17 protein-coding genes are annotated in these 15,652 nt (G+C 72.4%); 11 read left to right on the top strand and 6 right to left on the bottom strand.

All coding sequences use genetic code 11. The annotated features are described in order from the left end of the window. Window position 1: 1 nt before the first annotated feature. From ACIPV1_RS14585 to ACIPV1_RS14575, 3 genes are read left to right on the top strand one after another with little or no spacing between them, the layout of a single operon-like run. Window positions 2–979, top strand: a complete 978-nt coding sequence (locus tag ACIPV1_RS14585; protein ID WP_402726694.1) for an ABC transporter permease — start codon at window positions 2–4, stop codon at window positions 977–979. Then, window positions 976–1,890, top strand: a complete 915-nt coding sequence (locus tag ACIPV1_RS14580) for an ABC transporter permease (RefSeq protein WP_194671695.1) — start codon at window positions 976–978, stop codon at window positions 1,888–1,890. The genes ACIPV1_RS14585 and ACIPV1_RS14580 overlap by 4 nt, the downstream gene beginning before the upstream one ends. Next, entirely contained in the window at window positions 1,887–2,957 is a 1,071-nt protein-coding gene (locus ACIPV1_RS14575; protein WP_402726693.1) for an ABC transporter ATP-binding protein, read from the top strand. The genes ACIPV1_RS14580 and ACIPV1_RS14575 overlap by 4 nt, the downstream gene beginning before the upstream one ends. A 179-nt stretch (window positions 2,958–3,136) precedes the next feature. On the opposite strand, the gene ACIPV1_RS14570 is transcribed toward ACIPV1_RS14575, so the two are convergent. Further along, on the bottom strand, window positions 3,137–3,616 hold the full coding sequence (locus ACIPV1_RS14570) for an NUDIX domain-containing protein (protein WP_123936898.1): 480 nt from the start codon (window positions 3,614–3,616) through the stop codon (window positions 3,137–3,139). Window positions 3,617–3,675: 59 nt separating this feature from the next. Here ACIPV1_RS14570 and nagB point away from each other — a divergent pair, with 59 nt between their 5' ends. After that, a complete protein-coding gene (nagB, locus tag ACIPV1_RS14565) occupies window positions 3,676–4,461 on the top strand; it encodes a glucosamine-6-phosphate deaminase (protein WP_173168883.1) in 786 nt (261 codons plus the stop codon). A gap of 9 nt (window positions 4,462–4,470) precedes the next feature. Here the strand turns inward: nagB and ACIPV1_RS14560 are convergent, their stop codons facing one another. Continuing rightward, window positions 4,471–5,658 carry a MalY/PatB family protein gene (locus tag ACIPV1_RS14560; RefSeq protein WP_402726692.1) on the bottom strand — a complete coding sequence of 396 codons (1,188 nt, stop codon included), beginning with the start codon at window positions 5,656–5,658 and terminating at the stop codon, window positions 4,471–4,473. A 45-nt stretch (window positions 5,659–5,703) separates the two neighbouring features. Here ACIPV1_RS14560 and ACIPV1_RS14555 point away from each other — a divergent pair, with 45 nt between their 5' ends. Then, window positions 5,704–5,991, top strand: coding sequence for a hypothetical protein (locus tag ACIPV1_RS14555; protein WP_123671476.1), 288 nt, complete (start codon window positions 5,704–5,706; stop codon window positions 5,989–5,991). On the opposite strand, the gene ACIPV1_RS14550 is transcribed toward ACIPV1_RS14555, so the two are convergent. After that, complete coding sequence (locus tag ACIPV1_RS14550) at window positions 5,933–6,508, bottom strand: TetR/AcrR family transcriptional regulator (RefSeq protein WP_123671477.1); 576 nt, start codon at window positions 6,506–6,508, stop codon at window positions 5,933–5,935. The genes ACIPV1_RS14555 and ACIPV1_RS14550 overlap by 59 nt on opposite strands. A 77-nt stretch (window positions 6,509–6,585) precedes the next feature. Here ACIPV1_RS14550 and ACIPV1_RS14545 point away from each other — a divergent pair, with 77 nt between their 5' ends. After that, complete coding sequence (locus ACIPV1_RS14545; protein ID WP_402726691.1) at window positions 6,586–7,482, top strand: SDR family NAD(P)-dependent oxidoreductase; 897 nt, start codon at window positions 6,586–6,588, stop codon at window positions 7,480–7,482. A gap of 8 nt (window positions 7,483–7,490) precedes the next feature. Here the strand turns inward: ACIPV1_RS14545 and ACIPV1_RS14540 are convergent, their stop codons facing one another. After that, window positions 7,491–8,381, bottom strand: a complete 891-nt coding sequence (locus ACIPV1_RS14540) for a S9 family peptidase (protein ID WP_131846018.1) — start codon at window positions 8,379–8,381, stop codon at window positions 7,491–7,493. A 126-nt stretch (window positions 8,382–8,507) separates the two neighbouring features. On the opposite strand from ACIPV1_RS14540, the gene ACIPV1_RS14535 reads away from it, so the two are divergent. The 5 genes from ACIPV1_RS14535 to ACIPV1_RS14515 all read left to right on the top strand — a co-directional run bounded on the left by ACIPV1_RS14535 (window position 8,508) and on the right by ACIPV1_RS14515 (window position 14,076). Further along, the gene (locus ACIPV1_RS14535) at window positions 8,508–10,964 is read left to right on the top strand and encodes a GH92 family glycosyl hydrolase (protein WP_260154457.1); all 2,457 of its coding nucleotides are present in this window, start codon (window positions 8,508–8,510) and stop codon (window positions 10,962–10,964) included. 67 nt (window positions 10,965–11,031) lie between these two features. Continuing rightward, window positions 11,032–11,310, top strand: a complete 279-nt coding sequence (locus tag ACIPV1_RS14530; RefSeq protein WP_123936894.1) for a hypothetical protein — start codon at window positions 11,032–11,034, stop codon at window positions 11,308–11,310. Then, window positions 11,307–13,178, top strand: coding sequence for an alpha/beta hydrolase (locus tag ACIPV1_RS14525; RefSeq protein ID WP_123936893.1), 1,872 nt, complete (start codon window positions 11,307–11,309; stop codon window positions 13,176–13,178). Before ACIPV1_RS14530 ends, ACIPV1_RS14525 begins: the two co-directional genes overlap by 4 nt. After that, window positions 13,162–13,725 carry a hypothetical protein gene (locus ACIPV1_RS14520; protein ID WP_260154456.1) on the top strand — a complete coding sequence of 188 codons (564 nt, stop codon included), beginning with the start codon at window positions 13,162–13,164 and terminating at the stop codon, window positions 13,723–13,725. The genes ACIPV1_RS14525 and ACIPV1_RS14520 overlap by 17 nt, the downstream gene beginning before the upstream one ends. A gap of 48 nt (window positions 13,726–13,773) precedes the next feature. Then, window positions 13,774–14,076: a hypothetical protein gene (locus tag ACIPV1_RS14515; RefSeq protein WP_123936892.1), complete on the top strand. Its 303-nt coding sequence runs from the start codon at window positions 13,774–13,776 to the stop codon at window positions 14,074–14,076. A 5-nt stretch (window positions 14,077–14,081) separates the two neighbouring features. Here the strand turns inward: ACIPV1_RS14515 and nagA are convergent, their stop codons facing one another. Together nagA and ACIPV1_RS14505 are read right to left on the bottom strand one after the other, a co-directional pair. Then, window positions 14,082–15,248: an N-acetylglucosamine-6-phosphate deacetylase gene (gene nagA / locus ACIPV1_RS14510; RefSeq protein ID WP_123936891.1), complete on the bottom strand. Its 1,167-nt coding sequence runs from the start codon at window positions 15,246–15,248 to the stop codon at window positions 14,082–14,084. Continuing rightward, window positions 15,245–15,652 (bottom strand): YrdB family protein, encoded by a 408-nt coding sequence (locus ACIPV1_RS14505; protein WP_123936890.1) that lies wholly within the window; start codon window positions 15,650–15,652, stop codon window positions 15,245–15,247. Before ACIPV1_RS14505 ends, nagA begins: the two co-directional genes overlap by 4 nt.

The following is a 15,652-nucleotide window of genomic DNA, read 5'->3' as shown; positions in this document are numbered from 1 at the left end:
CATGACCACCGCATCGGCGGGCGCGCCCGCGCCAGCGGCGAGCGCACCGGCGACGAGCGCGACGAGCCCCGTGCTCCCGCCGTCCGCACGAGCGTCCGTCGATGCCACCCACGGCGCCGGACCCCGTGTCCGGCGCCGTGTCGGCCTGGCCTGGCTCGGCCTCACCCCGTTCGCCGCGTACGTCCTGCTCTTCCTCGCCGTCCCCGCGGTGATCGCGGTCGGCAGCGGGTTCTTCACCGACGACGGCGCGTTCACCCTCGCGAACCTCGCAGCGTTCGCCGAGCCCTCCGTCCTGCGGGCCTTCGGCGGCTCGTTCGGCCTGTCCGCCGTGTCCGCCGTGATCGGCGCCGTCATCGGAGCGCTCGTCTGCTGGGCGCTGTCGGCACTGCGGCCCGACGGGCTCGTCCGGTCGATGATCGACTCGGCCGCGAGCGTCCTCGCCCAGTTCGGCGGCGTCATGCTCGCGTTCGCGTTCATCGCCACGATCGGCGTGCAGGGCCTCGTCACGACGTGGCTGGTGTCCCTCGTCGGCGTCGACCGCAACGCGACGGGCGCCTTCCTCTACACGGTGCCCGGCCTCGTGATCCCCTACGTCTACTTCCAGGTGCCGCTGATGGTCCTCACGTTCATGCCCGCACTCGAGGGCGTGAAGACGCAGTGGGGCGAGGCCGCCGCCACCCTCGGCGCCTCCCGCGCCACGTACTGGCGCCGGATCGCCCTGCCCGTGCTCGCACCGGCGTTCTGGGGCTCGTTGCTCCTGCTGTTCGCGAACGGCTTCTCGTCGTTCGCCACCGCCGCGGCACTCATCTCGCAGGGCGGCATCGTGCCGCTCACGATCCGCACGCAGCTCACCAGCGAGACCCTCATCGATCTGCAGAACGTCGCCGGCGTGCTCGCCTTCGGCATGGTCGTCGTGATGGCGGTCGTGATGGGCGCGTACTCGTTGCTGCAGCGCCGGGCCGCAAGGTGGCAGCGATGAGCGCGGCAACGCCGGTGGGGCCGTCGCGTCCGACGTCGGTCGCGTCCGGTCGGACGGGAGGCTCGCCCCGCGTCGGCCGCTTCGGCACGGCCCCGTCACGGGGCACCGCCACGGCCGTGCTCACGGTCGTCGGGATCGTCTTCGCCGTCCCGCTGGCCGCGCTGGTGCAGTTCACCTTCCGCGAGGGCACCGACGACGGTCTGACCTTCGCGCACTGGGCCGCCATCGTCGACCCGGCCAACGCGTTCACCTACCAGCCGGTGTTCGACGGCCTCGGGGCATCGCTGCTCATCGCGGTCATCACCGTCGGCATCGTGCTGTTCGTCCTGCTGCCCGCCCAGATCATCACGGCGCTGCGCTACCCGAGGCTCCGCCGCGTGCTCGAGTTCGTCTGCATCGTCCCGATCACGGTCCCCGTGGTGGTGCTCGTCGTCGGCTTCATCCCCGTGTACCAGGTGGTCTCGCGGGTCTTCGGGTCCGGTGCCTGGACCCTGGCCTTCGCGATCGGCATCGTCACGCTGCCGTTCGCGTTCCGCCCGATCGCCGCCGCCATCACCGCGACGGACATGACGGTGCTGTCCGAGGCCGCCCGGTCGCTCGGCGCCTCGTGGTGGACGGTCACCTGGCGGGTGCTCCTGCCGAACCTGCGCCGGGGCATCACCGCCGCGTGCTTCCTCACCATCACGGTGGTCCTCGGCGAGTACACGCTCGCCGCGTTCCTGTCCCGCACCACCTTCCAGACCGCCCTCGTGCTCGTGCAGCAGACCGACCCGTACGTCGCCGCGATCTTCTCGGTCGCGGCCCTCCTGTTCGGCTTCGTGCTGCTCGTCGTCATCGGCCGCATCGGGACGGGCCGTCGTGCCGGCCGTACCCGCACCGTCCGCACCACCCGCGTCAAGGAGTCCGCATGACCGTCACCGCACCGGCAGCCCCGGCGTCCCTCGCCTCCACCGGCGCCGTCGTCGAGCTCGAGGCCGTCGAGAAGCACTACGGCACGCACCGGGCCCTGGCCGGACTGTCGCTCCGCGTCGAACCGGGCGAGTTCGTGTCCCTGCTCGGCCCGTCGGGCTGCGGCAAGACGACGGCGCTCCGGGCGCTCGCCGGCCTCGAGGCCATCGACGCCGGCGCCATCCGCATCGACGGCCAGGACGTCGCCGCCACCCCGGTGAACAAGCGCGACATCGGGATGGTGTTCCAGCAGTACTCGTTGTTCCCGCACATGACGGTGCGGCAGAACGTCGCGTTCGGCCTCGAGATGCGCCGTGTCCCCGCCGTCGAGCGCAGGAGCCGCGTGGTCGAGGCACTCGACATGGTGCACCTGGGCGAGTTCGCCGAGCGCTACCCGCACCAGCTGTCGGGTGGCCAGCAGCAGCGCGTCGCCCTCGCCCGGGCCCTGGTCACGCGGCCCCGGGTCCTCCTGCTCGACGAGCCGCTCTCCGCCCTCGACGCCAAGGTGCGCGTCTCGCTCCGTGAGGAGATCCGCCGCATCCAGAGCGACCTCGGCATCACCACGGTGTTCGTCACCCACGACCAGGAAGAGGCGCTCGCCGTCTCCGACCGCATCGCCGTGATGAACGCCGGCGACATCGAGCAGATCGGTACGCCGGAGGAGCTCTACCGCTCCCCGTCGTCGGCGTTCACGGCGGACTTCGTCGGGCAGTCCAACCGGCTGCAGGGCGACCTGCGCGGCGGCGACGTGTTCGTGTACGGGTTCCGCGTGCCCGCGCTCGACGCCTCGGTCGCCGACGGGCCGGTGCTCGCCTACGTCCGACCGGAGGACGTCGCCTTCGCCCCGGAGGGCATCAGCGGCACCGTCGTGTCGTCGAGCTTCCTCGGCTCGATCCGCCGCACCACGGTCCGGCTCGACGACGACACCGTCGTGATCGTGCAGCACGAGGTCGGCGACCGTCGCGCCGCCGGCGAGTCCGTCGCCGTCCGCCTGCTCGGCGCCCCCGTGGCGGTGGCCCCGCTCACCTGACCGCGACTGCTCGTTCGACGAAAGCGACAGTCCTCGCCGGGCCGGGCCCGTTCCCTCCGCGAAAGCGACAGTTTCCCGCGGAACGTCGGCGGCACACTGTCGCTTTCGCGGGGTGGGCGCGACCGCGGGCGGTCGGGAGGCGCGTGGCGGGGCCGCCCCGCGCCTCCAGGCCGGTGGGGTCAGCGCTGGAAGCGCGCCTCGCGCTCGTCGGACAGGGCGGCCGCGACGCGGGCACGCATGTTCGCGGGCATGTCGGGCAGGTCGTCGAGCCGGGCCCAGAACGCCTCGGTGTTCTCGCCGTCCGCCGGGTTCGGCGTGCCCGAGACGTACCGGCAGGCGAACACCAGGTCGAGGTACTGCGCCCGGTCGCCGTTCGGGTACGTCATCTCCGGCAGCACCTGCACCCACGCCAGCCGTTCGGCGACGGCGACGACGTCGGCCTCTTCCAGGACCTCGCGCTCGGCGGCGACGGCGGGTTCCTCGCCCGGGTCGACGATGCCGGTCACCGGGGTGAAGGCGCCGTTGTCCGCACGACGGACCACGAGGAGCTCCTGGTCGGCACCGGAACCCCGCGTGACCACGGCGGTGACGCCCGTCAGCCACAGCGGATCGGTGCCGATCCTCGAGCGGAGGGACAGGACGAAGTCGGGGGTGGGCATGTCCCCACGCTACCGATCCCGCCCTGTCGGAGACTGGTCATGACCAGTAGCATGGGCATGTGGAGATCATCATCCTGCCCACGCCGGCTGAGGTCGGTCGCGTCGCCGCGGCCAAGATCGCGTCCGTCGTCGCCAAGAAGCCGTCCGCCGTCATCGGTCTCGCCACCGGATCCAGCCCGCAGGGCATCTACACCGACCTGCAGCGTCGGGTCGGTGCGGGCGAGATCTCGTTCGCCGAGGCTCGCGGGTTCGCCCTCGACGAGTACGTCGGCATCCCGCTCGAGCACCCGGAGTCGTACGCCAGCGTCATCGCGCGCGACGTCGTGGCGCCGCTCGGGTTCGACCCCTCGCGGGTGCGGGTGCCCGACGGTCGTGCCGACGACCTCGAGTTCGCGGCGAAGGAGTACGACGCCGCGATCCGTGCCGCCGGCGGGATCGACGTGCAGATCCTGGGGATCGGCGCGAACGGGCACATCGGGTTCAACGAGCCGACGTCCTCGTTCGCCTCGCGCACCCGGATCAAGACCCTGGCGCCGTCGACCCGTGACGCCAACGCGCGGTTCTTCGACTCGCCCGAGCAGGTCCCGACGCACTGCATGACGCAGGGGCTCGGCACCATCCTCGACGCCCAGCAGCTCGTCCTGGTCGCGCAGGGCTCCACCAAGGCCGACGCGGTCGCAGCCGCGGTCGAGGGACCGCTCAGCTCGTTCGTCCCCGGTTCTGCGCTGCAGCTGCACGAGCACGCGACGGTCGTCGTCGACGAGGAAGCCGCGGCCGGCCTGCAGCTCGCCGACTACTACCGCTACACGTACGCGAACAAGCCGGCGTGGCAGGTGTTCGAGTAGGACCGACGATCAGCCGTCTGCACGCTGCCGGAACGCGGTGTGCAGGCGGCTGAGGCCGTCGTCCAGGGTCTCGGCCGAGCACCCGAAGTTCAGCCGCGCGAAGCCCTGACCCTGGCGTCCGAACGCCGGGCCGGAGGCGAGCGCCACCTTCGCCTCGTCGACCAGCAGCGCCGCGGGGTCGTCGCCCCACGGCAGGGCGCGCAGGTCCAGCCACGCCAGGTAGGACGCCTGCGGCTGCCGGTACTCCGCCCCGGGCAGGACGTCACCGATCCGCTCGGCCAGGGTGCGGCGGTTCGCGGCGAGTTCGGTGAGCAGGGACGCGAGCCACGGTCCGCCTTCGCTGAACGCGGCGACGCTCGCGGTGTACCCGAGGATCCCGGTGCGCTCGACGACCTCGATCGGCAGGGCGTCGAACCACGCACGGGCCCGCTCCGAGGCGCCGACGATCAACGCGCACTTCGTGCCCGCGAGGTTCCAGGCCTTGCTCGCGCTCGTCAACGAGACCCCGAGCGCGGCGGCCTCGGGGCAGGACTCCAGGAACGGCGTGAAGACCGCGTCGGCGTGCACGAGCGGCGCGTGGATCTCGTCCGAGACGACCACGGCGTCCCACTCGGCGGCGAGCTTCGCGAGTGCGACGAGCGACGAGCGGTCGTGCACCAGGCCGAGGGGGTTGTGCGGGTTGCAGAGCAGCACGGTGCGCGCGCCGTCGGCGAACGCCTGCGCGAGGCCGTCCAGGTCCATCCGCCAACCGGCCGTGGTGTCGAACGGGTCCGCGGGGCCGTCGGGTGCGAGCAACGGGACCTCGGTCACGGTGCCGCCGGTCTCGGACACGTACTCCCAGAACGGCGGGTACACGGGCGGCATGATGACGACCTGGTCGCCCGGCTCGATGATCCGGCGGAGCATCTCCACCGCAGCGACCGACACGTCGGTGGTGGTGCGGACGAGGTCGGGGTCGACGCGCCAGGCCCACCGGCTCTCGGCGAAGTCCGCGAACGCCTCGGGCAGCGCACGACCGTGGCCGACGTACCCGGTGTCACCGTTGGTGACCGCGGCGACGAGGGCGTCGCGCACCGGCTCCGCGAGCATCGAGTCCATCTCGGCGACGAACATCGGCAGGACGTCCGGCGGGTACGCGGTGTACTTCTCGCTCGTACGGCTGCGGTGCGCATCGAACACGGAGACCATGACGCTCATGCGCCCATCCTGACAGTGCCCGCCGCCGCCCGGCAGGATGAACCCGTGGAACCCCGCTCGCGCACCGTGCTCCGGGCCGCCCGTGATGCGGTGCTGGTGGTGGCCGGCAGCGTCGCGATCGGCCTGGTGATCGTGATCGCCGGACTGGGATGGCTCGACGACATGCCCTACCGGGGGTCCTCGACCGAAGCGGCCTACATCGCGGTCGCGGTGGCGGCGGTGGCCGTCTGCGGGTTCGGGGCGCTCGTCGGTCTCGCCGCGATCAGGGCGTCGGTCAGCTCGTCGGACGGAGCCCGGCGAGCAGGATCTCGACGTAGCGCTCCGGATCGCTGACCCGGGTGCCGCCGGCGACGGCCGCTTCGCGCAGCCCGCACAGCAGCCGGCGGAGGTCGTCGGCGTCGACGTCGGTCCGGACGATCCCCTCGGTGCGTCCCCTCGCGAGCAGCGCGTCGACGGACACCACCAGGTCGCCGGCGAGGGCAGCGGTGTCCGCACAGGAGAACCCGCCGTTGGTCAGCAGGTCACCGAGGGCTGCGTCGTCCACCATGCTCCGGAACGCGGCCGTGACGACCCCGCGGAGCGCATCGGCTGCGTCCGGCAGCACGACGGCGTCGCGGACCTGGTCGAGCATGTCCTCGAGCGCGTCGATCGCGAGCGCTTCGAGCAGGTGCTGCTGGCTCGGGAAGTGCCGGTAGGCCGTCCCGACCCCCACTCCGGCCTCGTGCGCGACGGCGTTGAGCAGGGCCGGTTCGCCCCGGTCGACGAAGGTGCGGGCGACGTCGAGCAGTGCCGTCCGGTTGCGCTGGGCATCGGAGCGCAGCGCCTCGGGTCGGGCCATCGCGATCGTCATGTGGACACTCTATCCGGTTGTGCTAGCGTTCCGGATGAATCATCCGATTGGGTGCGCCGAACGAGCAGGAGACGACGATGGACAGCTTCGAGTGGGAACCGGCAGCGATGCCCGACCAGCACGGCAGGACCGTGGTGGTCACCGGCGCGACCGGTGGGCTCGGCCTCGTCGTCGCCACGACCCTCGCCTCGGCCGGCGCCCGCGTCGTCGCCGGGGTGCGCGACCTCGACAAGGCGGCTCGCGTCCTCCCCGTGGGACTCGACCTGGAGGCGCGGCTCGTCGACACCGCGTCCGTCGCGTCCGTCACGGCGTTCGCCCGGCAGCTCGCCGAGGACGGCATCGTCGTGGACGCCCTCGTCAACAACGCCGGTGCGACGATCGGCACGTTCGGGCGCACCGACGAAGGAATCGAGCGCACCTGGGCGACGAACGTCGTCGGGCCGGCCGTGCTCGCCGAGGCGATGCTCCCGCTGCTCGGCGGGCCGTCGCCCCGCGTCGTGCTCGTCGGCTCGAACCTGTCGCAGCGCACCCGCCGCGTGCCTGGTCCGGGCGGGGTCGACGGTCCGGACGACTACTCGCAGTTCGGTGTGTACACCGACTCCAAGACCGCGGCCGCAGCGCTGAGCGTCGACCTCGGTGAACGACTCCGTGCTGCCGGTTCGGACATCCGGTCGGTGATCGCGCACCCCGGCATCGCGGCGACGGGGATGAACGACCAGGCGGAGACCCTGACGCAGCGCCTCGGCGGCATGGTCGCACGCAGCTTGGCCCGGACCGCTGCGGACGGCGCTCGTTCGACCCTCTGGGCAGCCACCGCCGCGGACGTCACCGAGGGGGTGTTCGTCGGACCTGCCCTCCGCCGTGGTGACCGGCGGCTGCACGTCGTGCCGGTGAAGGGCCCGGCGGCGGACCCGGCGTTCCGCGCTCGCGTCCGGGCGTTCGTGGACCAGGTCGCGGTGCGCGACGGGTCCTGATCATCCGTTCACGTGGGCAGCAGGTGCCGGAGTGCCGCTTCCGTGATGCGCGCCGGCATCGTGTGGCCGCCGTCGAACACCTCGGTCGTCGCGACACCCGGAGGGAACGCGTCGAGGACGCGCCGGACGCCGGCGAGGGGGAACAGTCCGTCGTCCCGTCCCGCCGCGACGAGGACCGGTTGATCAACTGCCGACGCGACCAGGGGGACGTCGCCAGCGGCGGTGAGTCCCGGGACGAACCAGGCCGGGTTGTGGCGGATCCGAGCGTCCTCGAACGAGGCCAGCGTACCGAGTCCGCAGCTGACCACGCCCCGCGTGAGTCGGGCGTCCACGGCGAGTGCGAACAGCGCCACCTGTCCGCCGAGGGAGTGTCCGACGATGCCGAGTTCGGTGTCGGCAGTACTCGTCTCGATCATCCAGGACGTCACCGTGGCGATGTCACGCGAGTGCTTCGCCTGCAGGCTGCTGCCGTCCGCCACACGGAAGAGCGCGTCGAGGCGTTCGTCGGCCGCCGGGTCGTCAGTCCAGTCGCGTCGGCGTTCCTCGAAACCGATCAGATCGGGGATGACCACGCGGGCCCCACTGCGAGCGAGCACCACGCCGTAGGCGAGAGTCGGATCCCCCGCCCGCCCGGCGGCCTCGCTCTTCCCGGAGGTGAAGTCGCCCGCGTGCTGGTGGACGGCGATGACGTCCGTTCCCGTGCCGTGGTCCGGGGTCAGGAGGAAGCACGGGATGGTGTCGCCGTCGGCCGTGTCCAGCTCGACGCGTGCCCACCGCACCGACCCGTCGCGTCCGAGCGGCTCCAGGCGGACCGCCACCGGACGGAGCTCGTCAGGGGACGGCAGCCCGAGCAGGTCGCGGACGCGTCCTCGGGCCGGTTCGTCGGTCGTCGACACCATGCCCGGACGCTACCAGCGGCGGTGAACCCGCCTGTGGGCCCCGAACACGCCGACCGTGGTGAACAGCAGGAGAGGGCTCGGTGACGGATCGCGCGTCCCCCGTCCGAGGGGGCTAGCGTCGCCGACGTGAACCGTTCTCGCGTGCACCGTCGCCCGCTCGTCCGCCCGCTCCCGCTCGCCGCGGTGGCCACGATCGCCGCGCTGCTCGGGACGGGGGTCGTCGCCGCGCCGGCCGTCGCATCGCCGTCAGGGCAGGCAGCGCAGACGGGGCGGACTGTCTCCGATCCCGCCCGGTACGTCGACCCGTTCATCGGCACGAGCGGCGACGGCAACACCTGGCCCGGCGCGACCGCACCGTTCGGCATGCTCCAGTGGAGCCCCACCGGCACCGCGGGTGACCAGACCTCGACCCCGGTCGCGAACGGCTACTCGTACGACGTGAACCGGCTGCGCGGCTTCAGCCTGACGCACCTCAACGGCGCCGGCTGCGCACCGGGAGCCGCCGGTGACGTGCCGATCATGCCGGTCACGACCCCGATCACGACCTCGCCGTCGGCCGACAGCACCGACGCGGTCTACGCCGCCGGCTACTCGCACGACGACGAGTCCGCGAGCCCCGGGCGCTACGGCGTCGCGCTCGACAACGGTGTCCGCACCGACCTCGCCGTCACCACCCGGGCCGGGATCGGCGAGTTCGCGTTCCCCGCCGGGAAGGCCGCGAACCTGCTCTTCCGCACCTCGAACTCGATCAACGGCAGCGAGGCCGCGACCACCCGCGTCGACGCCCGGACCCGCACTGTGAGCGGCAGCGTCCTCACCGGCGGCTTCTGCAGCCGCCGGGCGAACGGCGGCGGGGCCACCAACCCCGACCGGCGCAGCTACTACCGGCTGTTCTTCACGGCCACCTTCGACAAGGCGTTCACGAGCACCGGCACCTGGCAGGACGGCACGGTCCGACCGGGAGGCACGTCCTCCTCCGGTGGGGAGGGCTACCTGACCGGCGCCGACCGTGCCGGACGCGGCTCGGGCGCGTGGATCGGGTTCGACGCGCGTCGCGGTGCGACGGTGCACGCGAAGATCGGCATCTCGTACGTGAGCGCCGCAGGAGCGATCGCGAACCGCGACGGCGAGGTGACCCAGCGCTCGACCGTCGCGAGTGTGGCGGCCGGCACACGGGCCTCCTGGAACCGCGAACTGTCGCGTCTGCGCGTCGGAGGCGGCACCGCGGACCGCACAACCCAGCTGTACACGTCCGTGTACCACGCGCTCATGCAGCCGAACACGCTGAACGACCGCGACGGCCGCTACCTGGGGCCGGACCAGCGGGTGCACCGCATGGACCGAGGGCACCGCGCCGTCTACGGCACGTACTCCGGGTGGGACCAGTACCGGGCGCAGATCCAACTGCTCGCACTGCTGCGGCCGGACGTCGCCGGGGACATGGCGCAGTCGATGCTGCGGTTCGCCCAGCAGAACGGTGGGGTGTGGGACCGCTGGCTCCACCTCGGGGCGCCGACGCACGTGATGACGGGTGACCCCTCGGCCGCGACCCTCGCCACCTGGTACGCGATGGGGGTCCGGAACTTCGACGTGCGAGCCGCCTACGCCTCGCTGAAGCACCAGGCGACCGTCGAGAACGCCGACGCCGAGAGTGACATCGGGTGCCCGGGCCAGTGCCTGGCGCAACGCCCGGCGCTCGACGAGTACCTGCAGCGCCAGTACGCCGCGAACGACGACTGCTCGTGCTGGGGCGGCGCTGCCGAGACGCTCGAGGACTCGATCTCCGACAGTGCGCTCGGGTACTGGGCGGGTTCCCTCGGGCTGCGCTCCGATGCCCGGATGTTCAGCGTTCGTGGCGAGTACTGGAAGAACACCTTCAACGCCGCCGTCGGGTACCAGGCCGCGCGGCAGGCCGACGGATCGTGGACGCCCGACTGGTCACCCTCGACCGGCACCGGGTTCGCGCAGGGGACGAGTGCGCAGTACACCTGGCTCGTGCCGCAGGACGTACAGGGGCTGTCGACGGCCCTGGGTGGCGACGACGCGGCGGTCGCGCGACTCGACGCGTTCTTCCACGACAGCACTGGTGCGTTCGCGGTGACCGGCGGCGACGCCACGAAGTTCGACCCGACCAACGAGCCGGACATCCACACGCCGTGGATGTACAACGCGCTCGGGAAGCCGTGGAAGACGCAGGAGACCGTGCGCCGGGTCGTCGACGACGCCTACACGACCGGGCCGAGCGGGCTGCCGGGCAACGACGACCTGGGCACGATGAGCGCCTGGTACGTCTTCGCGTCGATCGGGTTGTTCCCGCAGACGCCGGGGCGGGCGGAGATGCTCATCGGCAGCCCGACGTTCAGCACGGTCGACATCCGGCGGTCGAGCGGGGAGCGGATCATCGTCCGGTCCTCCGGCACCGCGCCGTACGTGCACGGTGCGCGGTTGGACGGGCGGACCCTCGAGAAGTCGTGGGTCCCGGCGTCCTTCGTCACCCGCGGCGGCACGCTGTCGCTCCGGGTCGGGGACACGGCGGACACGACGTGGGCGAGCGGTGCTCGGGGGCGCCCGATCGACCGGTGAACAGCGCTTGACACGTCGTACTCCAGTACTGATATGTTGACCCCGTCCGGAGGGCGGAAGGGGCAGCATGGGGGATCTGGTGGTCGACCTGTCGACGATGCAGGCGGTGTCACGAGGGGTCCTGCAGGCGGCTGGTGACTTCCGGCCGGAGCATGCGCTGTCCGGGGCCGACAGCGGCACGTTCGGGTCGGCGACGGTGGAGTCGGCATTCGTCCTGTCGGCCAGCGCCCTCGACGCGATGATCCGTTCGCTCGGCGACGACGCGGACACCCTGGGCGGGTACGTGACCACCGCTGCCGAAGCGGTCCTGCGCGCCGACGCCGACCTCGCCCGGCGGGTCCGGTGAGCGCCGACCCCACCGCCGGAGACCCGGACGGCATCCAACGCGTCGCCCGCCTGCACGACGAGCACGCGGATGCCGTCCGCGACGGAGCCCGTCACGTGCTCGTCGCGGCGGAGTCCGCGGCGGCCGGGTGGCAGGGCGCAGCACAGCAGCAGTTCCTCACGGTCGCAGCGACGGTGCCGGCGAGTGCGCACCGCGTCGCCGCACGGTTGGACGCCGCAGCGACGGCGCTCGCCGACTACGCGCGCGAGGTCCAGCAGATCCAGGACGAAGCCGCTCGCCTGCAGACGGCGCTCCGGAACACGGCCGACGACATCGCGGTGAACGAGCTGGCGGTCCGCGCCGCGACCCGGACGGCGGCCGGACCCGACGCGGTCGAGGCGGACGAGGTCCTCCTGCAGCAGGTGCAGAACAGCGGCGTCTGGCTCGCGGGGCTCGAAGCGCGGTTGTCGGCGCAGTGGGACGAGCTCGTCGCCCGACGCGCTGCCGCGGACCGTGCGGCGGCTTCTGCGCTCGACGACCGAGCGGTGCTCGGCGGCCTGGTCTCGGCTGCGGCCGCCCGGGCGATGAGCGACGGGCAGTTCACCACCTGGCTCGGCACCCTCGACCACGAGAGCATCGCGGCGCTGCGGGACGACCCGCGCATCGCCCGGCGTCTCGCAGGGCTCGACGCCACCGACGTCGCCGGCTGGTGGCGGGCGATGTCCGGCCCGGACGGAGCGCCGTCGGCAGCCCAGCGGGCGTTCGTCGTGGCGTTGCCCACGGTGATCGGGAACCTGAACGGCGTCGCGTACTGGGCACGAGCCCGGGCGAACACGACGGCCCTGGTCGACCGGCTCGCCCACGCGGAACGGCAGGTCGCGCACTGGCGGGAGCAGCTCGACGCCGCGAAGACCCCGGCCGGAGCTGCCGCCGCCCGAGCGGAGCTGTCCACGTGGTCGCGGCAGCGCGATGCCTACCGGAACATCCAGGACACCCTCGACACGACCCCGGTGTCGCTCGCGTCACTCGTCGACGACCGTCCACCACTCGCGCAGATCGTCGCCGGTGACCTCGACCGCGCCGCGCACGTCAGCGTCATCGTGCCGGGCATGAACACCGCGACGGACCAAGACGGCACGGTGCAGAACTACGGCAAGATCGCGATGGGGATGCGCGCTGAGCAGGTCCGCGTGTCCGGCGTCCGCGCCGGCGACATCGCCGTGGTGTCCTGGCTCGGCTACCACCCGCCGATGGCCGACGACCCGACGTTCGCGGCCGTCGTCGCGAACGGCCGCGCGCACGAGGGCGCCGACCGACTGGTGGCCGACCTCGACGGGTTCCATGCGGCACGCGCCGCCGCCGGACGCGACGCCGACCTGACCGTGCTGGGGCACTCCTACGGCACGAACGTGGCGACGATCGCGTTGACGAGGACCCACGCCGACCACGTGGTGCTGCTCGGCTCGGCCGGGGTCACGGACGTCGCACCGAAGGCTTCGGCGCTGCACGTGCCGCTGGGCGAGGTCTTCGCCAGCCAGGGTGCTGAGGACGGCTGGGCCGTCACCGGCCAGAACCTGTCGGGTCGGCGGGATCCGACCGAGTCCTCGTGGGACGCACACGAGTTCAGCTCGGAGACCCAGCGGGGCAGCGACGGCACGCTGCACGGGGTCACGCAGCACGGCCCCTACGTCGGCGGGAACGGTGACGGCCGGTACTCGTACTTCGACGACGGCACCACGGCCCAGCACAACAGCGCGCGGGCAGCGATGGGACTCGGCAGCACGATCCCTGAACAGGGCGGGCCTTTCGACCGCATGCGACAGCAGACGAAGGACGATTGGCTCATGTACGGCTGGCAGACAGGACTCACCGGTGACCCGAGGCTCTGAACGATGGGGCGGAGCCGTCGTGGCATCGATCGCCGTCACGATGCTGTTGGCCGGGTGCGCCGACGCCGCCCCGTACTCCCCGATGCAGAAGGACACGTCGATGAACGTCGAAGAATCCCATCAGGACGTCCTGGACGTCTTCGCTGCCGTCCGGTCGGTCGTCGGCGAGGACGGCTGGGGCGATGACGATCCCGCATGGTTCATCTGCGGTACAGGGAGCCACGAAGCGGCTCAGTACTCGTACTCGGCAACCCGTCGGCTGCCGCTGCCCGGTACGCCCGAGCAGGTCGCCCGGCGCGTCGTGACGGCGCTCGCCGCTGTCGGGTACGACGGCGCACGGGTGCAGCGCGACGCGACACTGTCGCCGGAGCGGACGGTCATCGGCTACCCGAACGGCTACCTCGGCGGTACTGCGAGCGACGGGTTCGCCGTCATGTTCCAGGTGTACGAGTCCCACGCCGACGTGTCCATCTACGGGCACTGCGTGCCGGGGAGGGCACCGAAGTTCGGCGAACCACTGAACCCACGCCCCACCGACCTGCCCTGACCGACGGGCCGGCAGGCCCTACGATCGACCCGACAGAGGGGGGCCACCATGACCGAACTCGCCGACTGGGAGACCGAGGGCGCCAAGGCCCGACCGACGACCCCGGACGATCGCAATCGAGTACCAGCACCGGCCGCCCTGCGCGCCACGACCTGGATCGGGGGGCTGCTGCTCATCGCGGCGGTGTTCGTGTTCGTGGGTGCGTCGTCCCTCGGCGTGCGCGAGGACGAGTCCGAGGTGCACTTCCTCACCCGGCTCGTCATCGTGGTCGTCATCGGGGTCGCCGTCGCCGTGGTCGGCGCGGTCGCCCTGCTGCTCCGGCTCGTCGCGGGAGCACTCGCCCGGCGGTGACCGGGTCAGCGCAGCTCGCGCCCGCCGCCCCACACCCGCTGCACCTCGAGCGCCGGGGACAGCGCCACGAGGTCGGCCGCGTACCCCGGCGCGAGCCGTCCCAGTCGGTCGCCGAGCCCCAGCGCCGCGGCCGGCACGCTCGTCAGGGCCGCGACGGCCTCGGGCAGCGTCCGTCCGGCGAGCGAGACCGCGTTCCGCAACGCCACGTCCTGCGTCAACGTCGACCCCGCGATGGTGTCGGTCCCGGCGACGTGCGCGACGCCGTCCGTCACGGTGACGTCGAGCGATCCCAGCCGGTACGAGCCGTCGGCAGCGCCCGCAGCACCCATGGCGTCGGTGATGAGCGCCACCCGGCCCGGAGCAGCGCGGAACAGGGTGTCCGCGACGACCGGGTGCACGTGCACGGCGTCGAGGATGAGCTCGAGCGTCACCCGGTCGTCGGCCACCGCGGCACCGATCGGCCCCGGCGCGCGGTGGTGCAGCCCCGGCATCGCGTTGAACGCGTGGGTCAGCAGCGTCGCACCGGCGTCGAACGCGGCACGGGCCTGGTCGTAGGTGCCGACGGTGTGGCCGACGGCGACGGTGACCCCGGCGGCGACGAACCGGCGGACGGCGTCGAGCGCGCCCGGCAGTTCCGGCGCGATGGTGACCTGGCGGATGACGCCCTCGCCGGCCTCGAGCAGTGCGTCGACCGCTGCGGGGGACGGGTCGATGAGGAACGACTCGTTGTGGGCGCCCTTGTTGTGCGGGGACAGGAACGGCCCCTCCAGGTGCGCACCGAGCACGAGTGGGTCGGTCGCCATCACGGAACGGATCCGCGCGAGCGAGTCCGCGAGGGCGGGGACCGGGTTCGCGACGAGGGACAGGACCGACCGGGTCGTGCCGTGCGCCCGGTGGACGGCCAGCGACTCGGCGAAGGAGTCGTCCTCGTACGACTCGGTCGCACCGCCGTGCCCGTGCAGGTCGGTGAACCCGGGCGTCAGGACCGCGTCGCCCAGGTCGACGACCTGGTCCGCCGCGGGGGCTTCGGGGCCGGAGCCGACCGCGTGCACCACGTCACCGGCGAGCAGGACCCAGCCGTCCGCCGTGGACCCGGCCGCGTCGACGACGCGGGATGCGCGCACCAGGGTGCGCTGGGCCTCCCGGCCGGCCTGGAGGCCCGTGACGGTCATGCGGTCTCCCTGCGGAACGCGATCACGCCGCTCAGGGCGGCGACCACGATGAAGACGAAGCCCACGACCGGGTGGCCGATGGAGATCCAGGTCGCGCCTGCGGCGATGACCAGGGCGACCTCGACGATCGTCTTGCCGACGATGTCGGTCTCGATCGGCGACGCCGGCGAGCGGAAGAAGTACCAGACGACGGCAGCGAACAGCGGGGCGCCGACCATGAACAGGTAGCCGGGCAGGGGGAGCTGCCACGACCAGTAGCCCCAGAACGCCAGGGAGAGCAGGCCGAACGTGCAGACCAGGACGCGGAGCACCCGCCAGACGTCGAACGGCCGTCGCTGCTTGCCGGCGGGTGCCGGGCCGGGGACTGCTTCCCAGTCGACGGGGGACTGCGGGGCGTTCGTCAT

The organism is Curtobacterium sp. NPDC089991 (genome assembly GCF_044748425.1).
Classification (GTDB): domain Bacteria; phylum Actinomycetota; class Actinomycetes; order Actinomycetales; family Microbacteriaceae; genus Curtobacterium.
The sequence above is the reverse complement of the archived record's forward strand: the minus strand, read 5'-3'. Positions and strand labels throughout refer to the sequence as shown.

Excerpts from the sequence above, each read along its gene's own strand:
- ACIPV1_RS14585 (WP_402726694.1), top strand. The coding sequence starts at position 2 with ATGACCACCGCATCGGCGGGCGCGCCCGCGCCAGCGGCGAGCGCACCG.
- ACIPV1_RS14580 (WP_194671695.1), top strand. The coding sequence starts at position 976 with ATGAGCGCGGCAACGCCGGTGGGGCCGTCGCGTCCGACGTCGGTCGCG.
- ACIPV1_RS14575 (WP_402726693.1), top strand. The coding sequence starts at position 1,887 with ATGACCGTCACCGCACCGGCAGCCCCGGCGTCCCTCGCCTCCACCGGC.
- ACIPV1_RS14570 (WP_123936898.1), bottom strand. The coding sequence starts at position 3,616 with ATGCCCACCCCCGACTTCGTCCTGTCCCTCCGCTCGAGGATCGGCACC.
- ACIPV1_RS14560 (WP_402726692.1), bottom strand. The coding sequence starts at position 5,658 with ATGAGCGTCATGGTCTCCGTGTTCGATGCGCACCGCAGCCGTACGAGC.
- ACIPV1_RS14550 (WP_123671477.1), bottom strand. The coding sequence starts at position 6,508 with ATGACGATCGCGATGGCCCGACCCGAGGCGCTGCGCTCCGATGCCCAG.
- ACIPV1_RS14545 (WP_402726691.1), top strand. The coding sequence starts at position 6,586 with ATGGACAGCTTCGAGTGGGAACCGGCAGCGATGCCCGACCAGCACGGC.
- ACIPV1_RS14540 (WP_131846018.1), bottom strand. The coding sequence starts at position 8,381 with ATGGTGTCGACGACCGACGAACCGGCCCGAGGACGCGTCCGCGACCTG.
- ACIPV1_RS14530 (WP_123936894.1), top strand. The coding sequence starts at position 11,032 with ATGGGGGATCTGGTGGTCGACCTGTCGACGATGCAGGCGGTGTCACGA.
- ACIPV1_RS14515 (WP_123936892.1), top strand. The coding sequence starts at position 13,774 with ATGACCGAACTCGCCGACTGGGAGACCGAGGGCGCCAAGGCCCGACCG.
- nagA (WP_123936891.1), bottom strand. The coding sequence starts at position 15,248 with ATGACCGTCACGGGCCTCCAGGCCGGCCGGGAGGCCCAGCGCACCCTG.
- ACIPV1_RS14505 (WP_123936890.1), bottom strand. The coding sequence starts at position 15,652 with ATGACGAACGCCCCGCAGTCCCCCGTCGACTGGGAAGCAGTCCCCGGC.